The sequence below is a fragment of the Methylobacterium sp. E-066 genome (assembly GCF_022829635.1).
Lineage (GTDB): Bacteria > Pseudomonadota > Alphaproteobacteria > Rhizobiales > Beijerinckiaceae > Methylobacterium.
The window spans coordinates 33191-51341 of sequence record NZ_JAKSYO010000215.1; the positions used below are offsets into that span (position 1 = coordinate 33191).

Below are 18151 nucleotides of genomic sequence, written 5' to 3' on the forward strand. Positions count from 1 at the left end.
GGGACGCACCGTCCCCGACGCGCCCCGGGTTCGCTCAGCTCAGGCGCAGCAGGCCCGCGACGTCGCGCATGGTCCCGACCGTCTCGAGGGTGAGGACGGTGTCGATCAGCCGGGACGTCCGGTCCGCGCCGAGGACCGGCGCCATCAGGTCGCGGCATTTCGTGACCACCTCCGCGCGCGGCATCGGGTTGTCGGCCGTGCCGCGGACCGCGAGCACCTTGTCGGTCAGCACCGTCCCGTCTGTCAGCGCGATCTCCACGATGGCGGCGCGGGCTGGTTCGAGGCGTTCCAGCTCGTCGCTCGGGACCAGCCGGACCTTGGCGCGCAGGCGCAGGACCGTCGGATCGGCCATGCGGTCCTTGTCGTGCGCCGCCTGGAACGAGGCCGTCCCGTCGAGCAGCATGATCGCCACCATGTGCTGGAGGCAGATGTCGGGCATGTCGCGGTTGTCGACGACCCGCGCCTCGGTGTGGGCGACGCGGACGGTAACCGATCCGATTGCTTCGGGGTCGACGGACCGGCGCTGCAGGATGTTGCTCAGGGCATCCAGCGGCGCCTGGATCGGGGAACCGACCGTCCATTTCTTGATGTTGGTACGGGTGATCTCGTAGCGCTCGCCCAACTCTGCCGTCAGCGCGTCCAGGCGGGCATCGGGCGCGTAGGCCAGGAAGTAATTGTCCGCTCCGGAGAAGATGTCGTCGATGCCGGTGCACCCGGCCTGCACCATCAGGGCCGCGGTCAGCCCGCTGCGCGCGGGCATGCCGGCGAACACGAAGGACTTCTCGATGTGCTGCGTGTCGCGCGTCCAGGCGCCGATGCCGGATGATTGCTGGGCGGCGTAGTCGAGGACCCAGCGCATCTGCTGCGTGTCGAGCCCGGCGGCGCAGGCGGCCGCGGCCGCGGCCCCGAAGGCGCCCGCGATGGCGTGGGTGCTCTTGTGGCTGGTGTTGCGGAACGGGATCGCGTCGAAGCTGAGGGTGACGCGCGGGCCGACGTCGTAGCCCAGCGTCACGGCGCGCAGGAAGCGCGTGCCGTCGGTCCCGAATTTCTCGGCGGCGGCGAGGGCCGCCGGCACGATCGGCGCGCCCGGATGCGACTGCGAGAACTCGTTCGAATCGTCGGTCTCGTCCGAATGCGCCAGCATGCCGTTGACCAGCGCCGCCACGAGCGGATCGGCCGTGGCTTTGGAGGCGACGAGCGTCGCGTCGCCGGAGCCGCCGTAGGAGGCCGCGAAGCTGTAGGCCGCCTTGGCCGGCAGGAGTCCGGAGCCCGACACCATGGCGGCGAAGGTGTCGAGGATGTGGTGCTTGGCCTTCTCGACGACCGCGTCCGGGAGCGCGCCGTCCCCCGCATCGGCCATGTAGGCGCTGAGCCTGGCCATGACCGGGCCGACGGTCCCACCGGCAGTCCCCTGTGCCGCGAAGGCGCGCAGCGGCATGGTCCCCAGGAGGGTACTAGCGCCTTGCAGCAGAACCCGGCGGCTCGTCCGCATCAGATGGCCTCGGTGTGACATCGGTTCTCCGGACTGTGGGTAAAGCAGGCGGGGTTCAGGCGTGATCGGGGATCGGCGAGAGCACGGCCGCGCCTGAAAAGAAGGCGGCGAGGTTGCCGACGACCTGCCCGATCGTCGCCTCCATGGTCTCGGGCGAGCGGCCGGCGATGTGGGGCGACAGCACGACGTTGGGCAGGGCGCGCAAGGCCGCCGGCACCTCGGGCTCCCCCTCGATCACGTCGAGCCCCGCCCCGGCGAGGCGGCCCGCATGGAGGGCCTCGACCAGGGCGTTGGTATCCACCACGGAGCCGCGCCCCACATTGACGAGGAAGCCGGTGGGACCGAGGGCGCCGAGGGCTTCGTGCCCGACGCAATGGCGGGTTGCTGCGCCCCCCGGCAGTGCCACGAACAGCACGTCCGCCCAGGCGCAGAGATCGCCGAGGTTCTGCGCGTAGTCCCACGGCACGTCCGCGACCGGATTGCGGTTGTGGTAGCGCACCGCCATGTCGAAGCCGACGCATCGCCTGGCGATCCGGGCGCCGATCCCGCCGAGCCCCAGGATGCCGGCGCGCTTTCCGTGCGCGCCGGGCCGAGCCGTCCCGCCCTCCCGCCAGCGGCCCGCGCGCACGGCGGCGTCGAAGCGCGGGATGTCGCGTAGCACCGCCAGGAACAGGGCGAGAGCGTGGTCGGCCACGCACGCCGCGTTGGTGCCGGTGCCGTGCGTAACGACGATCCCGCGCGCGCGGGCCGCCGCTAGGTCGACGCCCTCGTAGCCCACGCCCTGGGCGCAGATGATGCCGAGGTTCGGCAGCGCCGCAATCAGGGTGGCAGGGATCAGCGTCGTGCCGTTTGTGACAATCGCCCGTACGCGGACCCCCAGGCGCGCGGCGACCTCCGCGCGGGCCTCGGGCGTGACGGCCTGATGCACGATGAAGTGCACTCGCAGCCGGTCGAGGGCGAAGGGCGCGAGTTCGATCGCCAGGAGCACGTCCGGCTTGATCTCGCCCACTTCGGCGGGCCGCAACGCTTCATCGCTCATGCACGCTCCTTCCCCGCAGTGTCAGGTATTCTGGGCAGCCGCGAGCCGCTGCAGGCGATCGGGCTTGAGTTCGGACAGGGTGTTCACGCCGAGCAGCCCCATGTTGCGCCTGACCTCGTCCTTCAGGATCGCGACTGCGCGCTCGACCTCGGCCTGGCCGCCCAGGGATGCGGCGTAGAGGAACGGCCGGCCGACGAACACGAAGGCGGCGCCCAGCGCCAGCGCCTTCAGCACGTCCGTGCCGCGGCGGAAGCCGCTGTCGATCATTACCGGGATCGTGCCGCCGAGCGCCGCCACCGTCGCGGGCAGGGTGCGCAGCGGCGAGACCGTTCCGTCGAGCTGGCGCCCGCCGTGGTTCGACAGGATCACCCCGTCAGCGCCGAGATCCCGGGCCGCGACCGCGTCGGCCGCCGCCATGATCCCCTTGACGACCAGCCGGCCGCGCCAGCGATCCCGGACGAGCCGCAGGTGATCCCAGCACAGGTAATCCCGGTTGCCGAAATCCCGCAGCACCGACGCGGACAGGATCGGCGCCCCCCGCGCCGCGTAGGAATTCTCGAAGTGCGGCATGCCGTGGCGCGCCAGCGTGCGCAGGAACGTGCCCGCCGTCCAGCGCGGGGACAGGAGACCGTCGAGGGCGAGCCGCAGGCTCGGCCGGAGCGGGGTCGAGAAGCCGGTGCGGGTGATGTTCTCGCGGTTGCCGGAGATCACCGTGTCGACGGTCACGACCAGCGTGCCGAAGCCGGCGGCCGCTATCCGGTCGATCAGGGCCACGATCCGGTCGGGCTCGCCGGGCAGGTAGGCCTGGAACCACGCGTCCGGGTTGTGCGGGATCACGTCCTCCATGCGGATGAGGGAAGAGCCGCTCATGATCATCGGCACCCGCGCCGCCCGCGCGGCCGCTGCCAGCACGATGTCGCCGCGATAGGCGGCCAAGGCGCTCAGGCCCATCGGGGCGATGCCGAACGGCGCGGCATAGTCCCGGTCGAACAGCGTGGCAGCGGTGGTGCGCGCGCCGACGCCGACCAGGACGCGCGGCACGAACCCGTATTCGCGCAGCGCCCGCCAGTTGTCGTCGCGCGCGGCATTCGTCTCCGCGGCGCCAGCGATGTAGCCGAACACCGGCCGCGGCAGGTGCCGCCGCGCTGCCGCCTCGTAGTCGGCGAGGGCCAGCGCCATGGGCTTGCCGGGCCGGCGCACCCCCGCGGCGGTTTCGGTCGCCGCCGTGCCGGGGACAGCCTCGGTATGGCCGGCCAGTCTCTTGGCGTCTGACGCCATCGCTCTCCCGTCCGATGATGGCTGGATATCACCGCACACGCGGAGCGTCGGAGTCTCAACCGTGTGTTTCACAAGTGTGTAAGATCGGCTGCTCGCTGTCCAGATGCGCCGATCGGCGAAACACGTTGAGGCACGCGGCTGATCACTGGAGCGCGACCGGCCCCCCTCTCCCGTTCGGGAGACGGTTGGGGTGAGGGAACGTAAGGGCACAGACCTATTCAGCTTATCAGCAAACGCGCGGGGGCGCCTATTCTGGACAGCGCTCCTCCCTATCTCTCTCCCGCTCAGGAGTGGGCACCCGCGCCTCTTCGCAACGATAGGCGGCCCGCTGAAATCTGAAATCTGCACCCCTTGAACGATCCGGAGTGGGCCCCAAAAATTCATATTCGTGCATTGCTGTCGATTCGGCGTCAGGCCATCACAGGCAACGAATTCGAGCCGGAGGACGCCGATGAGCCGCGACTGCCTATCCCCGCTGGCGCCCGGGCCTCTGGGCTTCGCGCTGCCGCACGGCGCCTGCGACAGCCATACGCACGTGTTCGGGCCCTACGCGCGCTACCCACTCGCGGCCGACCGTAGCTACACGCCCCCGGAGAACGACGGCGCCGCCCTTCTCACGCAACTCGACGCGGTGGGTTTGGCTCGGTGCGTGATCGTCACCGCCAGCGCCTACGGCGACGACAACCGCGCCATGCTCGACGCACTTGCGGCGGCCCCCGACCGGCTACGCGGCGTCGCGGTCTTGTCCGAGGGCGTCAGCGAGGCCGACCTCGACGCCATGACGCATGCCGGCGTGCGCGGCGTGCGCGTCAACCTGTTCCGGCGCGACGGTCGCCAGGTCTACCGCAACGGCATGGGATTAGACGCCCTGCGGATGCTCGCGCCGCGGATGCGGGCGCGGGGATGGCACCTCCAGGCTTGGCTTCACGCGCCTGACCTGCCCGAGCTCTGGCCGAGTCTGGCGGACTGCGGCATGCCGGTGGTGATCGACCATATGGGTCGCATGAGCACGGCGCGGGGCATCGAGGATCCAGGCTTCGCGCTGCTCTGCCGGCTGGTGGCGGACGGCGCGGCCTGGACCAAGATCTCGGGGGCGGACCGCCTCACCGTCACCGGTCCTCCCTACGGCGACGTGGATCCCTTCGCCGCCGCCCTTACCGCGGCCAATCCGGAGCGCCTCGTCTGGGGCAGCGACTGGCCGCACATCAACTATTTCGGCGGCGCGACCGATCGCGGCGTCCCTTCGGACAAAGACCTGCTGCGGGCACTGCGGCGCTGGACGGACGACAGCACCCTGCACCGCATCCTGGTGGACAATCCGGCCGCGCTCTACGGCTTCCCGTGAGTCTCCGCGCTACCGGCGCCGTCCGCCTTCCGGTATCACCGACCGGTCAGACGAAGAGGCGGGCCAGCCGAACCGATGCGGGTCATGTGTTTCATGGATGTGAATATCGGTCGTGCGGTGCTGGCGCCTTGACGGTGCGCGCGGACGTCCCGACCGAGACGCAGGGCGCGGCCGTAAAGTCGGCGCGCCGGGTGGTCGAAGTGCTGGAGCATTTCGACCGCGTCCAGTGCCCGCAATCGCTCACCGAGATCTCGGGGGCCTTGGGCTACCCAGCCTCCAGCACCCTGGCGCTGCTCAAGAGCCTGCTCGCCCTCGACTACCTCTCGTACGATTTCGAGCGGCGCACCTACAGCCCAACCATGCGGGTCGCCATGCTGGGCGCCTGGGTGCAGGCCTGTGTCTTCCGCGACGGGGTGCTGATCCGGCTGATGGAGGCGCTGCAGGAGGCGACCGGCGAGACCGTCGTGCTCGGCATGCAGAACGATCTCCACGTCCAGTACATCCACGTAGTCCAGGCTCGCCACCTCCTGCGCTACCACCTGCATCCCGGCACGTTCCGACCGATCCACTCCACAGCCGCCGGGCGCATGCTGCTGGCGCACCAGTCCCGCGACGCGATCGCCCGCCTCGTGCGCCAGCTCGACCGGCGCGGCGGCGTGACCCTCGACCTCGACGCCTTCTGGGACGGTCTCCAGGAAGTCCGCGTCGCCGGCTACGCGTGGTCGGCCAATCAGGTTACCGAGGGCGCCGGCACCATGGCGATGCTGGCGCCGAAGATGGCCGACGGGCGTGCCACCGTGCTCGGCGTCGCCGGACCCTTGTCACGCCTCGAGCCCAACCGGGAGCGCATCCTCGCGAGCCTCCGCGGCATCGTCGGCCCACCGGTCGTCGAACCGAAAAATTCACGGTTGTAAATTTCTCGGAGTTGAGCGACCCTCCGGTCCAAGACGCGCCGATGCGCCGGGTCCCGCGTGGCCTGAGCCGGCGCCGAGGACGGGAGGAGACGGATGACGAGCGGCATCGCCGAGCTTCGGGAGAAGCGCTACGACCTCGATCTGCCGTCGATGCGCGACCGGGTCTCGCCCGGGGAGTGGGAGGCGCGGGTCAACCTCGCCGCCTGCTACCGGCTGGTCGCCCTCTGGGACATGACCGACATGATCGCGAACCACATCTCGGTTCGCGTCCCCGGCGAGCCGGAGCACTTCCTGATCAACGCCTACGGGCTGCTCTACGAGGAGATCTCCGCCTCGAACCTGGTGAAGATCGATTTCGACGGCAACATCGTCGACAAGCCCGACTTCGACTACGGCGTGAACCGCGCCGGCTTCGTGATCCACAGCGCGGTCCACCGCGCCCGGCACGAGGTCGATTGCGTGATCCACACGCACACGCCGGCCGGCATGGCGATCTCCGCCATGAAGTGCGGCCTCCTGCCGATGACCCAGACGGCGATGCGCTTCTCGACCGTCGCCTACCACGATTACGAGGGCGTGGCGGTCGATCTCGACGAGCAGAAGCGCATCGTGGACGACCTCGGCGACGCCGACCTGATGATCCTGCGCAACCACGGCCTGCTTGTGGTCGGGCCGACCGTGCCGCAGGCCTTCAGCAACATCTACCGCGCGGAACTCGCCTGCAAGGCGCAGCTGATGGCGATGGCGGCGAGCACCGACCTGGTCCTGCCCTCCGACGCGGTGATCGCCAAAACCAACCACCTCTACCGGCCCGAGGTGCGCCGCCCATTCGGCGTGCTCGAATGGCCCGCGCTCCTGCGCAAGCTCGACCGGATCGACCCGACCTACCGGGATTGACCGCCGTGACCGCGGCTCACCCCGGCACGGTGATCGAGACGCTGGCAGATCACGCGGCCTCCGAGTGCGAGCGATCGCTGCCGGAGGACGTGCTGCACCACGCCAAGCGCGCCTTGATTGACTGGTTCGCCGCGCTCCTGCCGGGCGCCGGCCTTCCGCCCGCGACCCTGCTCGCCGCGGCCCTCGCGGACGAATTCGGCGGCGCGGCGGGCAGCGGCCGCGCGGTGGTGTACGGCACTGGGCGCCGCGCCCCGCTGCGCACGGCGGCGCTGATCAACGCCACCGCCTCGCACATCATCGAGTTCGACGACATCTTTCGCGATGCGATCTACCATCCGGGCTGCCCGGTGATCGGCGCGGCGCTCGCCGCCGCGCAGACGGTCGGCGCCGACGGGGCGGCGCTGCTGCGCGCGATCGTGGTCGGCTACGAGGTCTCGACGCGCATCGGCGTCGCGGTGCAGCCCTCGCACTACCGATACTGGCACACGACCGGCACGATCGGCACCTTCGGGGCCGCCGCCGCGACCGCCGCCCTGCTCGGCCTCGATGCCACGCGCTTCGCCCACGCGCTCGCCACCGCCGCCACCATGGCAGCCGGGCTCCAGCAGGCCTTCCGCTCGGACGCCATGTCGAAGCCGCTCCATGCCGGGCATGCCGCGGAGGCCGGCGCCCTCGCGGCGCTCGCGGCGGGCCGTGGCGTCACCGGTGCCCTTGATGTGCTGGAGGGCGAGGCCGGGTTCGGGGCCGCGATGAGCCGGGGCGCCGAGTGGGGGCACGCCGTCGATGATCTCGGGCGCCGCTACAACATCTGCGCCATGACCTTCAAGAACCACGGCTGCTGCGGTCACGCCTTCGCGGCCATCGACGCTGCCCTGGCGCTGCGGTCGGATCTCGACCTCGACGCCGTCGAAGCGATCACGGTCGGGACCTATCGGACCGCCCTCGACGTCACTGACCGGCGCGCGGTCACAACGCCGTTCGAGGGGCGGTTCTCGACACCTTTCACGGTGGCAAGCGCCCTCGTGCACGGCAGCGTGCGGCTCGATGCGGTCTCGCCGGAGCGCCTCGCCGATCCGCAGGTCCAGGCGCTGATGCGCCGCGTCGCGATGGTGGTCGATCCGGAATGCGACGCCGCGTTCCCGGGACGACGCTCGGCCGTGGTGACCATCACCCTGACGGACGGGCGCCGCCTCACGCAGCGGCAGCCGACCCGCAAGGGCGACCCGGACGCACCGCTCACCGACGACGAGCTGGCCGACAAGTTCCGCGAACTCGCCGCACCCGCCGTGGGGGACGCGGCGGCGGCCGATCTGCTGGCGGCCCTGCGCACCCTCGACATGGCCCCGGCCGGGGCGGTGGCGCGGCTCGGGCTGGGGCCGCCGATGCCGGACTAGGCGGACGCGCCGCAAGACCTTACCCGCCAGAGCCGCGAGATCGGCCGGCGGCCTCCAGGGAGGAGAGCGCATGGACACGCGGGCAATCCCCGCCGGCCTCGCCGTACACGACGGCACGCGGTCGGACCGGGTGACGGACTTGGAGCGTGACACGATCCGCCGGATCAACCGGCGGTTCATGCCGATCCTCGTCGTCGCCTACATGGTCTCGTTCATCGACCGCGTGAATGTCGGCTTCGCGGCGCTGACAGCCAACCGGGAGCTTGGCCTGTCGGCCACCGCCTATGGCTGGGGCGCGGGAATCTTCTTCCTCGGCTACTTCCTGTTCGAGTATCCGAGCAACGTGATGATGGGCCGGGTCGGCGCCCGGATCTGGCTCGCCCGCATCATGATCACCTGGGGCTTCATCTCGGCCGGGATGGCGCTGGTGACCGGGCCGGTCTCGTTCTGCGTCGCCCGGTTCCTGCTTGGCGTCGCGGAGGCCGGGTTCTTTCCCGGCCTGCTGCTGCTCGCGTCGCTCTGGTACCCGAAGGCGTACCGCGCCCGCTGCATCGGCATCATGCTGGTCGGCATGGCGGTGTCGAGCCTCGTCGGTGCACCGATCTCAGGGCTGCTGCTCGGCCTCGACGGTTGGCTCGGCCTGTCCGGCTGGCAGTGGATGTACATCATCGAAGGGCTGCCGGCCGTCATCCTCGGCGTGCTGCTGCTGTTCGTCCTGACCGACACGCCCGACAAGGCCGAGTGGCTCAGCCGCGAGCAGCGGGACTGGCTGCGCCGGACGCTCGCCGCCGAGCCGGTCCGGGCACACGCCGCGCGGAACGTCTGGGCGACGATCCGCGATCCGCGGGTGTTGTTCTACGCACTGCTGTTCTTCAACGTCACGACGGCGAGCTACGGGCTGAGCCTGTGGCTGCCGCAGATCATCAAGGCCGCCGGCCTGACCAACGCCCAGACCGGCTTCGTGACCGCGATCCCCTACGCGTTCGGCACGCTGGCGATGGTGCTGGGCGGCTGGTGGTCGGACCGGTACGCGGACCGGATTGTGCCCACCGCCGCCATGACCTTCCTGGTGGCTGCGGGCCTCGCCGTCTCGGTCTGGCTCGCCCAGCCGCTTGCGCAGTTCGCCGCGATCTGCGTGGTGATGATCGGGATCTACGGGCTCAAGGGTCCGTCGCTCGCCCTCTACACGGAGAGTTTTCCGGGGCCCGCGGCGGCCGGCTCGATCGCCATGGTGACGGCGCTCGGCAATCTGTCGGGCTTCCTGCCCCCCTACCTCGTCGGCTGGATCAAGGACACGACCGGCCAGTTCTCGTACGGCCTCCTGTTCCTGGCCGTCATCGCCTTCCTGGGCGGCGTGCAGGCCCTGCTCGCCCCCGCCTTCGAGCGCCGCGTCGCCGCGCCCGCGGCACGATGACGGAGGGACGCGCGATGCTCGCCACGGACACCACCCTCGGGGCGGCGCGCCCAGCCCTTCACACCCGCATCGCCTCGATCCTCGGCGGGTCGGTGGGCAACCTGATCGAGTGGTTCGACCTGCACATCTACACGGCGTTCTCCCTCTACTTCGCGCCGCAATTCTTCCCCGGTGACTCGCCGAACGTGCAACTCCTCAACGCCGCCGGGATCTTCGCCCTGGGCTTCCTGCTGCGGCCCCTCGGGAGCTGGATCTTCGGCATCTACGCCGACCGGCACGGACGGCGCACCGCGCTGAGCCTGTGCGTGACCCTGATGTGCGCGGGCTCCCTGCTGATCGCGATCTGCCCGACCTACGCCCAGGCCGGGATCCTGGCGCCGGCCTTGTTGCTGCTCGCGCGCATGCTGCAGGGCCTGTCGCTCGGCGGCGAGTACGGGGCGAGTTCCGTCTACCTGACGGAGATCGCGGATCCCCGCCGCCGCGGATTCTTCAGCAGCTTCAACTACGTGACGCTGATCTCGGGCCAGCTGCTGGCGACCTTCCTGCTCGTCGTGATGCGGAGTCTCTTGAGCACCGACCAGATCGCCGCCTGGGGCTGGCGCATCCCGTTCGCCATCGGGGCGGCCTGCGCGGTCATCGGCTACGCCCTGCGCCGGAACATCGACGAGACGGACCAGTTCAAGGCGCTCAAGCGCCGGGGTCCGCCGGAGCGGCCAACCCTGCGGCTCCTCTCCAACCCGCGCGCGCTGGTGCTGGTCGCCGGCATGACGGTCGGCGGCACGGTCGCGTTCTTCACCTACACCGTCTACATGCACCGCTTCCTGTCGAACTCGGCGGGGCTGACGCGGGACCAGACGACGCTGGTCTCCTGCGCCACGCTGTTCGTGTTCGCCCTGCTTCAGCCGCTGCTCGGGGCGCTGTCGGACCGGATCGGGCGCAAGCCCCTGCTGCTCGCCTTCGGCGTGCTCGGGACGCTGGGCACCGTGCCGCTGATGACCGCGATGACGCGCGTCCACGATGCGTGGTCGGCGCTGATCCTGCTGATGATCGCGCTCGTCATCGTGTCCGGCTACACCTCGGTAAACTCGGTGGTGAAGGCGGAGCTGTTCCCGACCAGCGTGCGGGTGCTGGGCGTCGGCCTTCCCTACACGCTGGCGACGTCGTTGTTCGGCGGCAGCGCCGAGTATGTCGGCCTGTGGTTCAAGCATCTCGGCCACGAGAGCCTGTTCTTCTACTACGTCAGCGCCTGCATCGCCTGCACGCTCATCACGACGCTGTTCCTGAAGGAGGGCGGCACCGCGAGCCTCGACCCGGAGCGGGTCGAGGGCAGCTCTACGGGCGGGGGAGACGCGCGCGACCGGTTCCCGATCCGTGACGATCACAGCCAAATCGACCAAGGACTGATCCCATGGCAGACCCCCAACTCATCGTGCAGCGGGACGGGCCGATCGGCTGGCTGATCTTCAGCAATGTCGCCAAGCATAACGCCATGACGTTCGAGATGTGGGGCGGCGTGCCGGAGGCGATCGCCGGCCTCGCGGAGGATCCGGAGATCCGAATCCTCGCGCTGAAGGGTGCAGGCGAGAGGGCGTTCGTGTCCGGCGCCGACATCTCCGAGTTCGAGACGAAGCGCGGCTCCAGCGAGGCCCAGATGGCCTACAACGCCGCCGCCGACGCGGCGACCGCGATCATCCAGACCTGCTCGAAGCCGACGCTCGCCATGGTGCGCGGTTACTGCATCGGCGGCGGCCTCGCCCTGGCGCTGGCCTGCGACCTGCGCTTCGCCGCCGAGGGCACCCGCTTCGCCATTCCCGCGGCCAAGCTCGGCCTAGGCTACCGCTACGCCGGCATGCGCCGCCTCGTCGACGTCGTCGGCCCGTCGCGCGCCAAGGACATCTTCTACTCGGCGCGCCAGTTCGATACCGCCGAGGCGCTCGGCATGGGGCTGATCAACCGAGTCGTCCCCAAAGAGGCGCTGGAGGAGGAGGTCCGCGCCTACGGGACGCGCATCGCCGCCAACGCGCCACTGACGATCGCGGCCGCCAAGCTGGCCATCGATGCGGCCACCACCGAGCCCGGCCCGGACGCCCTCGCCGCCATCGACCGGGCGATCAAGGCCTGCTTCGCCAGCGAAGATTACCGAGAGGGTCCGATCGCTTTCCGCGAGAAGCGGCCGCCGAACTTCAAGGGCCGCTGAGCGGCGCCCGACCTGCCACGCGAAACCGGGAGACGCCCATGCCCTCTGCCACCGCGCTGAGCCGCTTCACGGTGCTGGATCTCACCCGCGTGCGCTCGGGTCCGACGGCGGTGCGCCAGCTTGCCGACTGGGGCGCCGACGTCATCAAAATCGAGCCCCCCGGCGGCGATCGGATCGGCGGCAACCGCGATGGGTCGGACTTCCAGAACCTGCACCGCAACAAGCGCAGCCTCACCCTCGACCTGAAGCAGCCCGACGGCGTTGCGGTGCTCAAGCAGCTCGCCCGGTCCGCCGACGTGCTCGTCGAGAACTTCCGGCCGGACGTGAAGGATCGCCTCGGCATCGGCTACGCGGCGCTGGCGGTCGAGAACCCCCGGCTCGTCTATGCCAGTATCTCCGGCTACGGGCAGGACGGCCCCTACCGCATGCGCCCCGGTCTCGATCAGATCGCGCAGGGCATGGGCGGGCTGATGTCGATTACCGGCGAGGCCGACGGGGGACCGGTGCGGGCCGGCATCGCGGTCGCCGATTCGAGCGCCGGCCTGTACTGCGCCCTCGGCATCCTGACGGCGCTCCTGGAGCGGGAGGTGTCGGGCCAGGGGCAGTGGATCCAAACCTCGCTCCTGCAGGCGCAGATTGCGCTGCTCGACTTCCAGGCGGCGCGCTGGACCATGGACCGCGAGGTCCCGCCGCAGATCGGCAACCACCATCCGACCGCGAGCCCGATGGGCGCGTTCCCGACTGCCGACGGGCACGTCAACATCGCGCCGATCGGCGAGGCCATGTGGCGGCGCCTGTGCGGCGTGCTGGGCCATCCCGAATGGGCCGAGGACCCGCGCTTCGCCGACCAGCCGGCGCGCAGCCGCAACCGTCACGCCCTCGCCGAGGCGATCGCCGTGGTGACGCGCCAACGCACGGCCGCCCACTGGGTCGAGGCCCTGAACGCGGCCGAGATCGCCTGCGGCCCGGTCTACACGATGGATCAGGTCTTCTCCGACCCGCAGGTGCAGCATCTTGGCATGGCCGAGACGGTGGAGCACCCGCGCCTCGGGCCCATCGGTCTGGTCGCCCAGCCGATCCGGATGTCCCGCTCGAAAGGCCATGTGCGGACAGCGGCGCCCGATCTGGGCGCGCAGAGCGAGGCGATCCTGCACGCGTTCGGCTTCGACGCGCGGGCGGTCGCGGACCTGCGGGAGAAGCGCGTGATCTGACGACGCGCCAGCCCGGCCCCGAGACTGGGCGGCCATCAGGGGAGGACACCATGCCGGATCGGAGACGCCCATGGACCGCTTGAGCCTCGCCGCGGTCCCGGACCGAGCCACCCCTGCCGGACGGGTGACCTCAAGCACCCGGGTGTTCTGGATCACCTGGGCGGGCTGGATGCTCGATGGCTTCGACTCGGCCATCTACATCTTCGTGCTGGTCCCGGCGGTGTCGGACCTCCTCGCGGCCAGCGGCATCGAGCCCGCCCGCGGCACGATCGCGCTCTACGGCGGCTACTTCTTCTCGATCTTCATGCTGGGCTGGGCCTGCTCGATGTTCTGGGGCTGGCTCGCCGACCGGATCGGGCGCGTGAAGGTGATGTGCCTGACGATCCTCGTCTACTCGGTGTTCACCGGGCTCTGCGGCCTCGCGGGCGGGCTCGCCTCCTTCGCGGTGTTCCGATTCTGCGCGGGGTTCGGCGTCGGTGGCGAGTGGGCGGCCGGCACGCCGCTGCTGCACGAGTCGGTCGGCGAACAGCAGCGCGTGCGGCTCGCGGGCTGGCTTCACACGGCGACCCCGACTGGGCTCCTCCTCGGCGCGGCGGCCTCGTTCCTCGCCCCGGTGATCGGCTGGCGAGGCATGTTCATGCTTGGCGTGCTGCCCGCCCTACTGGTGGTGGCGATCCGCGCCACCGTGCAGGAGCCGCCCCGGGCGCAGCGGGCGCGGGCCGAGCCCGGCGGCGATCAGCCCAGCCTCGCCGACATGTTCGTAGGGCCGCAGGCCCGCACCACCTGGGCGGCCGGGCTGATGATGTCGTGCATCATCCTGGGCCTGTGGTCGTCGACCTACTGGGCGCCGACGCTCGTCATCAGCAAGCTCGTCGCGACGGGCTCGACGCCGGCCGCGGCGCAGAAGGTAGCGGCGATCAGCGGGATCATCACCAACGTCGGCACGCTCGTCGGCTGCCTTACGATGCCGTTCATCGCGACGTGGTTCGGCAGCCGGCGCCGGACGGCAACAGCCTTCTTCCTGGGCGCCTTCGCCATCAACCTCGTGGCCTATCTCGGCGCTGCCGTCTGGCTCGACAGCGTGACGCTGTTCATCGCGCTGCTGCCGCTGGTCGGCTTCTTCACCAACGCGGTGTTCGCGCTCTACACGATCTGGCTGCCCGAGCTGTTCCCGACGCGCCGCCGGGCGTTCGGATCCGGTTTCGCCTTCAGCTTCGGGCGTATCCTCGGCGCGCTTGGGCCGACGATCGTCGGAACCCTCGTGGTCGCGACGGGATCGTATCCAAAGGCCCTAGCAATCATCTCGCTGATCTATCTCCTCGGCTTGCCGACAATCTGGCTCGCGCCTGAGACCGCTAACAACGAGCTCCCTGTCTGAAAGCAGAATCCTCTCTCTAGATCTGACGTTTCTGTGCGATGGCCGTACCCAACAACCAGTCCGAGTCGCCGTCGCTCGCGACAAGCGAGCCAAAAGGAACAGATCGAACCAATAGCGGCAGCGTCCATTCTGAAGCGCCAATTTTCGTGACGCAGTGCCTGAGCTCAGGCGCCAACCCAGTGGGTCAGCACGTTTCGCTGTGCGGCCTGGATATGTCGACGTGCGCTGGCCTCCGCGCGCTGACTGTCGCCGTCCGCGATGGCCGCCACCAGCGCGGTGTGCTCCTGCTCGGCCTCGGCCACACGGCTGGCATTCCGCCGCCTCGTGTTTCCGACGAGCGCCAGCAGGGCCGACATAGAGCTTAGATGCTCAGCCAAATAGCGATTTCGAGCGCAGGTGTGGATCGTCAGATGAAGATCGCGGTTGTGCCGTGCGCCGGCGACCGGATCGGCAGCGGAGGCGCGCTCCTGCTCGAGGATGTGCTGTAACCGCGCGATGTCGACTGGGGTCGCGTACCGCGCCGCCAATGACGCCGCGGCGCCCTCAGCCCATTCTCGCGCCGTATACAGTTCCGAAACCTGCTGCTGGTCCAGCGCCGCAATCCGGATGCCGCGATGCGACTGCATGCTCAGCAGCCCCTCCGCCTCCAACCGCTGCAGAGCATCGCGGAGCGGTGTGCGGCTCATCTCAAGCCATTCGGTCAGGTCGGCCTCGCGCACGAGCGATCCCGGCGCAAGCTTGCCGTCCTGGATCGCCGTGAAGATTGCATCGTACGCGCGGCGGCTCAGGGGCCGATCATCGACTGGGACCCCAGGCTGCCAGGATTTCTCGGCGTCCAATCGCAGTGCCCCTCCCTAACGATCCCGCTTCCAAACGCGAATTCTACCGACGCTCGCTGCTGGACTCAACCGTATACAATTGTATATGAATGCGTGGACACGCTCGTGATGTGGGCATATCGGGCCTGGGAAACGGTCCGGGCCAGGTCCCGCCGCGTCGGAGTTTGTGGAACTCGTTCGTGGCCGTTCGACGCTGCGAGCCGCACGAAGGCTCATAGCGGCAGACAAAATATCGTTTTTCCGCGCTATCTGGCCCGCAACATGCGGAACCGGATTGATGAAAATAAAAATTTGGGAGTAGGCATGCCGTTCAGGCGAGGTTGGATAGCGCTACTCCTGTTCGCGCTGGCGATGATCAACTACATTGATCGTGTGACTCTATCTTTCGCCGCGGGGCCGATCGCCAAAGAATACGGGCTCGATCCGGTTTCCCTGGGGTATCTGTTCTCGTCGTTCCTGTGGACATACGCGCTGTTTCTGATCCCGATGGGCCTGCTGGTCGACCGGTTCGGTGCCAAGCGCGTCGCGGGTTTCGGGCTCACGCTCTGGTCGCTTGCGACGGCGGCAACCGGCCTGTCGACCGGCTTCGCCTCGCTTCTCGCGACACGTCTCGCGATGGGGGCGGGGGAGGCGACGAGCAATCCCGCGGGCGCTCGCGTCATCCGCGAATGGATGCCGGCTGGCGAGCGCGGGGCCATGAACGCGGCCTTCAACAGCGGGTCCTACGCGGGGCCTGCCCTGTGCGCCCTCGTGGCCGGTCCCATCATCGAGCACTACGGCTGGCGGGCGCTCTTCTTCGCCGCTGGGGCGATCGGGTTGCTCTGGCTGATCTGCTGGCTCAGCCTCTTCTCCCGCCCGGAGGACGCGCGCTGGCTGAGCGAGCCTGAGCGGGCCAAGATCCTGGCCGAGCGGACCGGCAACACGGCGGCCGCGGGCGACCGCACGGGCCTGGTCGGTATGCTGTCATCCGGGCCGACGCTGTGGGGGCTGGCGCTGACGATGGGCTGCAACGTCTACTCGCAGTACCTCTTCCTGACATGGCTGCCGAGCTATCTGCAGACCACCAAGGGGCTCACGATCGCCAAGACCGGTCTCTACGCCGCGATCCCGTACACGGTGGCCGTGGTGCTCTGCATCGGGATCGGGTTTCTCAGCGATCGCATGATGCGGGGCGAGGTCGGCGGCGGTCGGCGCCGGTACGTCATCGCGTCCACGATGATGCTCGCGGCCACCGTCCTCTTCGCGCCCTTCGTCGACGCCGTGTGGCTGATCCTGGCGCTGATCGCGGTATCCCTGACCGGCATCGCCTCGACGACGTCGCTAACGTTCTCCCTGGTCAACGACCTGCTGCCGAACCCACGCGATATCGGCGTCGCCATGGCCTTCGTCGTGGTCGGCGGCAACGTCTTCGGGCTGATGGCGCCGATCGTGACCGGGTACGTCATCCGGGCGACGGGCAGCTACGACGGCGCCTTCTACGTCGCCGGGGCCCTCCTCATCTGCGGCGCGGCCTCGGTCCTGACGCTCACCCACACGCCGATCGGCGCGCGGCGATCCGAAGCCGAGTCCGAGGTCGCTCCCCTGTCGCAGCGGATCTGAGGCCGTCATGTTCGCTTTCGTCGGATCACGCACGACGGTCGAGCGCAAGGCGCGCGGCGAGGGTCTGTCGGTCTACGCGGTCCTGCCCGGCGGCACCTGGGAGCTGCGCCATGTGCTGCGTGGTCTGACCAACCCGTCCTATCTCGCCCTGAGCCGAGCGGCGGATCGGCTCTACGCCGTGCACGGCGACGGAGAGAGCGTCAGCGCCTTCGCGGTCGCGCGGGACGGTGCCGTTTCGCTCCTCGGCACACGAGCGACCGAGGGGCGAAACCCCGTCCACCTCCTGATCCACGAACGCGCGCGCTCGCTCCTCGTCGCGAATTATGCCAGCGGGAGCCTCGCGCGCCTGCCGATCCACGCGGACGGCACGCTCGGCTGCGTGGCCCAGCGTCTCGAACTGCCGGGTCAGACGGGCCCGCATCGAACCCAGCAGACGGGGTCTCATCCCCACCAGGTCGTGCTGGACCCGACCGGTGACCGGGTCATCGTGCCGGACAAGGGCCTGGACCGGGTGTTCATCGTCGCCGTCGGACGCGATGACGGCCGCCTCGCACTCACTCCGGACGGACCGCCACCCGGCCGCGAGGGCGCCGGGCCGCGCCATGCCGTCTTCGATCGTTCCGGCACCATCCTCTTCGTGGCGAACGAGCTCGACTCGACGGTCACCCGCTTCGCCTATGAGGCGGGCAGCGGCCGCCTCTCGCCGCTCGAGATCGTCTCTACGCTGCCGTCTAGCTGCCTCAAGACCAGCCACGCCGCCGGCATCGCGCTGACCCCGTGCGGGCGCTGGCTCTACGTGTCGAACCGTGGCGACGACAGCATCGCGGTCATCGCGGTGGAGGCCGCGGGCCTGAGGCCCACGGTCTGGGTCCCGACCGGGGGCGCGAAGCCGCGTTTCATCACGCTGGACCCCACTGGGCAGACGCTGCTGGTCGCGAACGAGGACAGCGATACGATCGTATCCTTCGCCGTGGATCAGGTCACCGGCGCTCTCGCCCGAACCGGGCAGGCGGTCGAGACCGGATCGCCCGTCTGCGTCGTGTTCGGCAGCCCGGCGGCATGATGGATCAGCGCTTCGCGCCGGAGCCGTTCGCTGCATGTCGGCGCAGGGCCACGCGCCGTCACGGCCTGCCGAACCCGGCGGTGGATGGCGG

General features: G+C 69.7%; 15 protein-coding genes. 11 read left to right on the plus strand and 4 right to left on the minus strand.

Annotated features, from left to right (window positions below; translation table 11 throughout):
* Positions 1-34: 34 nt before the first annotated feature.
* From MKL20_RS32535 to MKL20_RS32545, 3 genes are read right to left on the minus strand one after another with little or no spacing between them, the layout of a single operon-like run.
* Positions 35-1492, minus strand: a complete 1458-nt coding sequence (locus MKL20_RS32535; RefSeq protein ID WP_244040155.1) for an MmgE/PrpD family protein — start codon at positions 1490-1492, stop codon at positions 35-37.
* A gap of 55 nt (positions 1493-1547) precedes the next feature.
* Positions 1548-2531 carry a 2-hydroxyacid dehydrogenase gene (locus tag MKL20_RS32540; protein WP_244040156.1) on the minus strand — a complete coding sequence of 328 codons (984 nt, stop codon included), beginning with the start codon at positions 2529-2531 and terminating at the stop codon, positions 1548-1550.
* Between the two features lie 21 nt (positions 2532-2552).
* The gene (locus tag MKL20_RS32545) at positions 2553-3710 is read right to left on the minus strand and encodes an alpha-hydroxy acid oxidase (RefSeq protein ID WP_244040217.1); all 1158 of its coding nucleotides are present in this window, start codon (positions 3708-3710) and stop codon (positions 2553-2555) included.
* 550 nt (positions 3711-4260) lie between these two features.
* Between MKL20_RS32545 and MKL20_RS32550 the strand changes: the two genes are divergently transcribed.
* The 9 genes from MKL20_RS32550 to MKL20_RS32590 all read left to right on the plus strand — a co-directional run bounded on the left by MKL20_RS32550 (position 4261) and on the right by MKL20_RS32590 (position 14559).
* Positions 4261-5154 (plus strand): amidohydrolase family protein, encoded by an 894-nt coding sequence (locus MKL20_RS32550; RefSeq protein WP_244040157.1) that lies wholly within the window; start codon positions 4261-4263, stop codon positions 5152-5154.
* Between the two features lie 134 nt (positions 5155-5288).
* Positions 5289-6068, plus strand: coding sequence for an IclR family transcriptional regulator (locus MKL20_RS32555; protein WP_244040218.1), 780 nt, complete (start codon positions 5289-5291; stop codon positions 6066-6068).
* A gap of 93 nt (positions 6069-6161) precedes the next feature.
* Positions 6162-6965: a class II aldolase/adducin family protein gene (locus tag MKL20_RS32560; RefSeq protein ID WP_244040158.1), complete on the plus strand. Its 804-nt coding sequence runs from the start codon at positions 6162-6164 to the stop codon at positions 6963-6965.
* A gap of 5 nt (positions 6966-6970) precedes the next feature.
* Positions 6971-8359 carry an MmgE/PrpD family protein gene (locus tag MKL20_RS32565; RefSeq protein ID WP_244040159.1) on the plus strand — a complete coding sequence of 463 codons (1389 nt, stop codon included), beginning with the start codon at positions 6971-6973 and terminating at the stop codon, positions 8357-8359.
* 70 nt (positions 8360-8429) lie between these two features.
* Positions 8430-9773, plus strand: a complete 1344-nt coding sequence (locus MKL20_RS32570; protein ID WP_244040160.1) for an MFS transporter — start codon at positions 8430-8432, stop codon at positions 9771-9773.
* Positions 9774-9787: 14 nt separating this feature from the next.
* Entirely contained in the window at positions 9788-11233 is a 1446-nt protein-coding gene (locus tag MKL20_RS32575; RefSeq protein WP_244040161.1) for an MFS transporter, read from the plus strand.
* A complete protein-coding gene (locus tag MKL20_RS32580) occupies positions 11182-11970 on the plus strand; it encodes an enoyl-CoA hydratase (protein WP_244040162.1) in 789 nt (262 codons plus the stop codon). Before MKL20_RS32575 ends, MKL20_RS32580 begins: the two co-directional genes overlap by 52 nt.
* A gap of 38 nt (positions 11971-12008) precedes the next feature.
* Positions 12009-13181, plus strand: a complete 1173-nt coding sequence (locus MKL20_RS32585; protein ID WP_244040163.1) for a CaiB/BaiF CoA transferase family protein — start codon at positions 12009-12011, stop codon at positions 13179-13181.
* 70 nt (positions 13182-13251) lie between these two features.
* The gene (locus MKL20_RS32590) at positions 13252-14559 is read left to right on the plus strand and encodes an MFS transporter (protein WP_244040164.1); all 1308 of its coding nucleotides are present in this window, start codon (positions 13252-13254) and stop codon (positions 14557-14559) included.
* A gap of 164 nt (positions 14560-14723) precedes the next feature.
* On the opposite strand, the gene MKL20_RS32595 is transcribed toward MKL20_RS32590, so the two are convergent.
* Complete coding sequence (locus MKL20_RS32595; RefSeq protein ID WP_244040165.1) at positions 14724-15398, minus strand: GntR family transcriptional regulator; 675 nt, start codon at positions 15396-15398, stop codon at positions 14724-14726.
* 93 nt (positions 15399-15491) lie between these two features.
* On the opposite strand from MKL20_RS32595, the gene MKL20_RS32600 reads away from it, so the two are divergent.
* Both MKL20_RS32600 and MKL20_RS32605 read left to right on the plus strand, forming a co-directional pair.
* Positions 15492-16997, plus strand: a complete 1506-nt coding sequence (locus MKL20_RS32600; protein WP_244040166.1) for an MFS transporter — start codon at positions 15492-15494, stop codon at positions 16995-16997.
* 7 nt (positions 16998-17004) lie between these two features.
* Positions 17005-18060, plus strand: coding sequence for a lactonase family protein (locus tag MKL20_RS32605; RefSeq protein WP_244040167.1), 1056 nt, complete (start codon positions 17005-17007; stop codon positions 18058-18060).
* Positions 18061-18151: the final 91 nt, after the last annotated feature.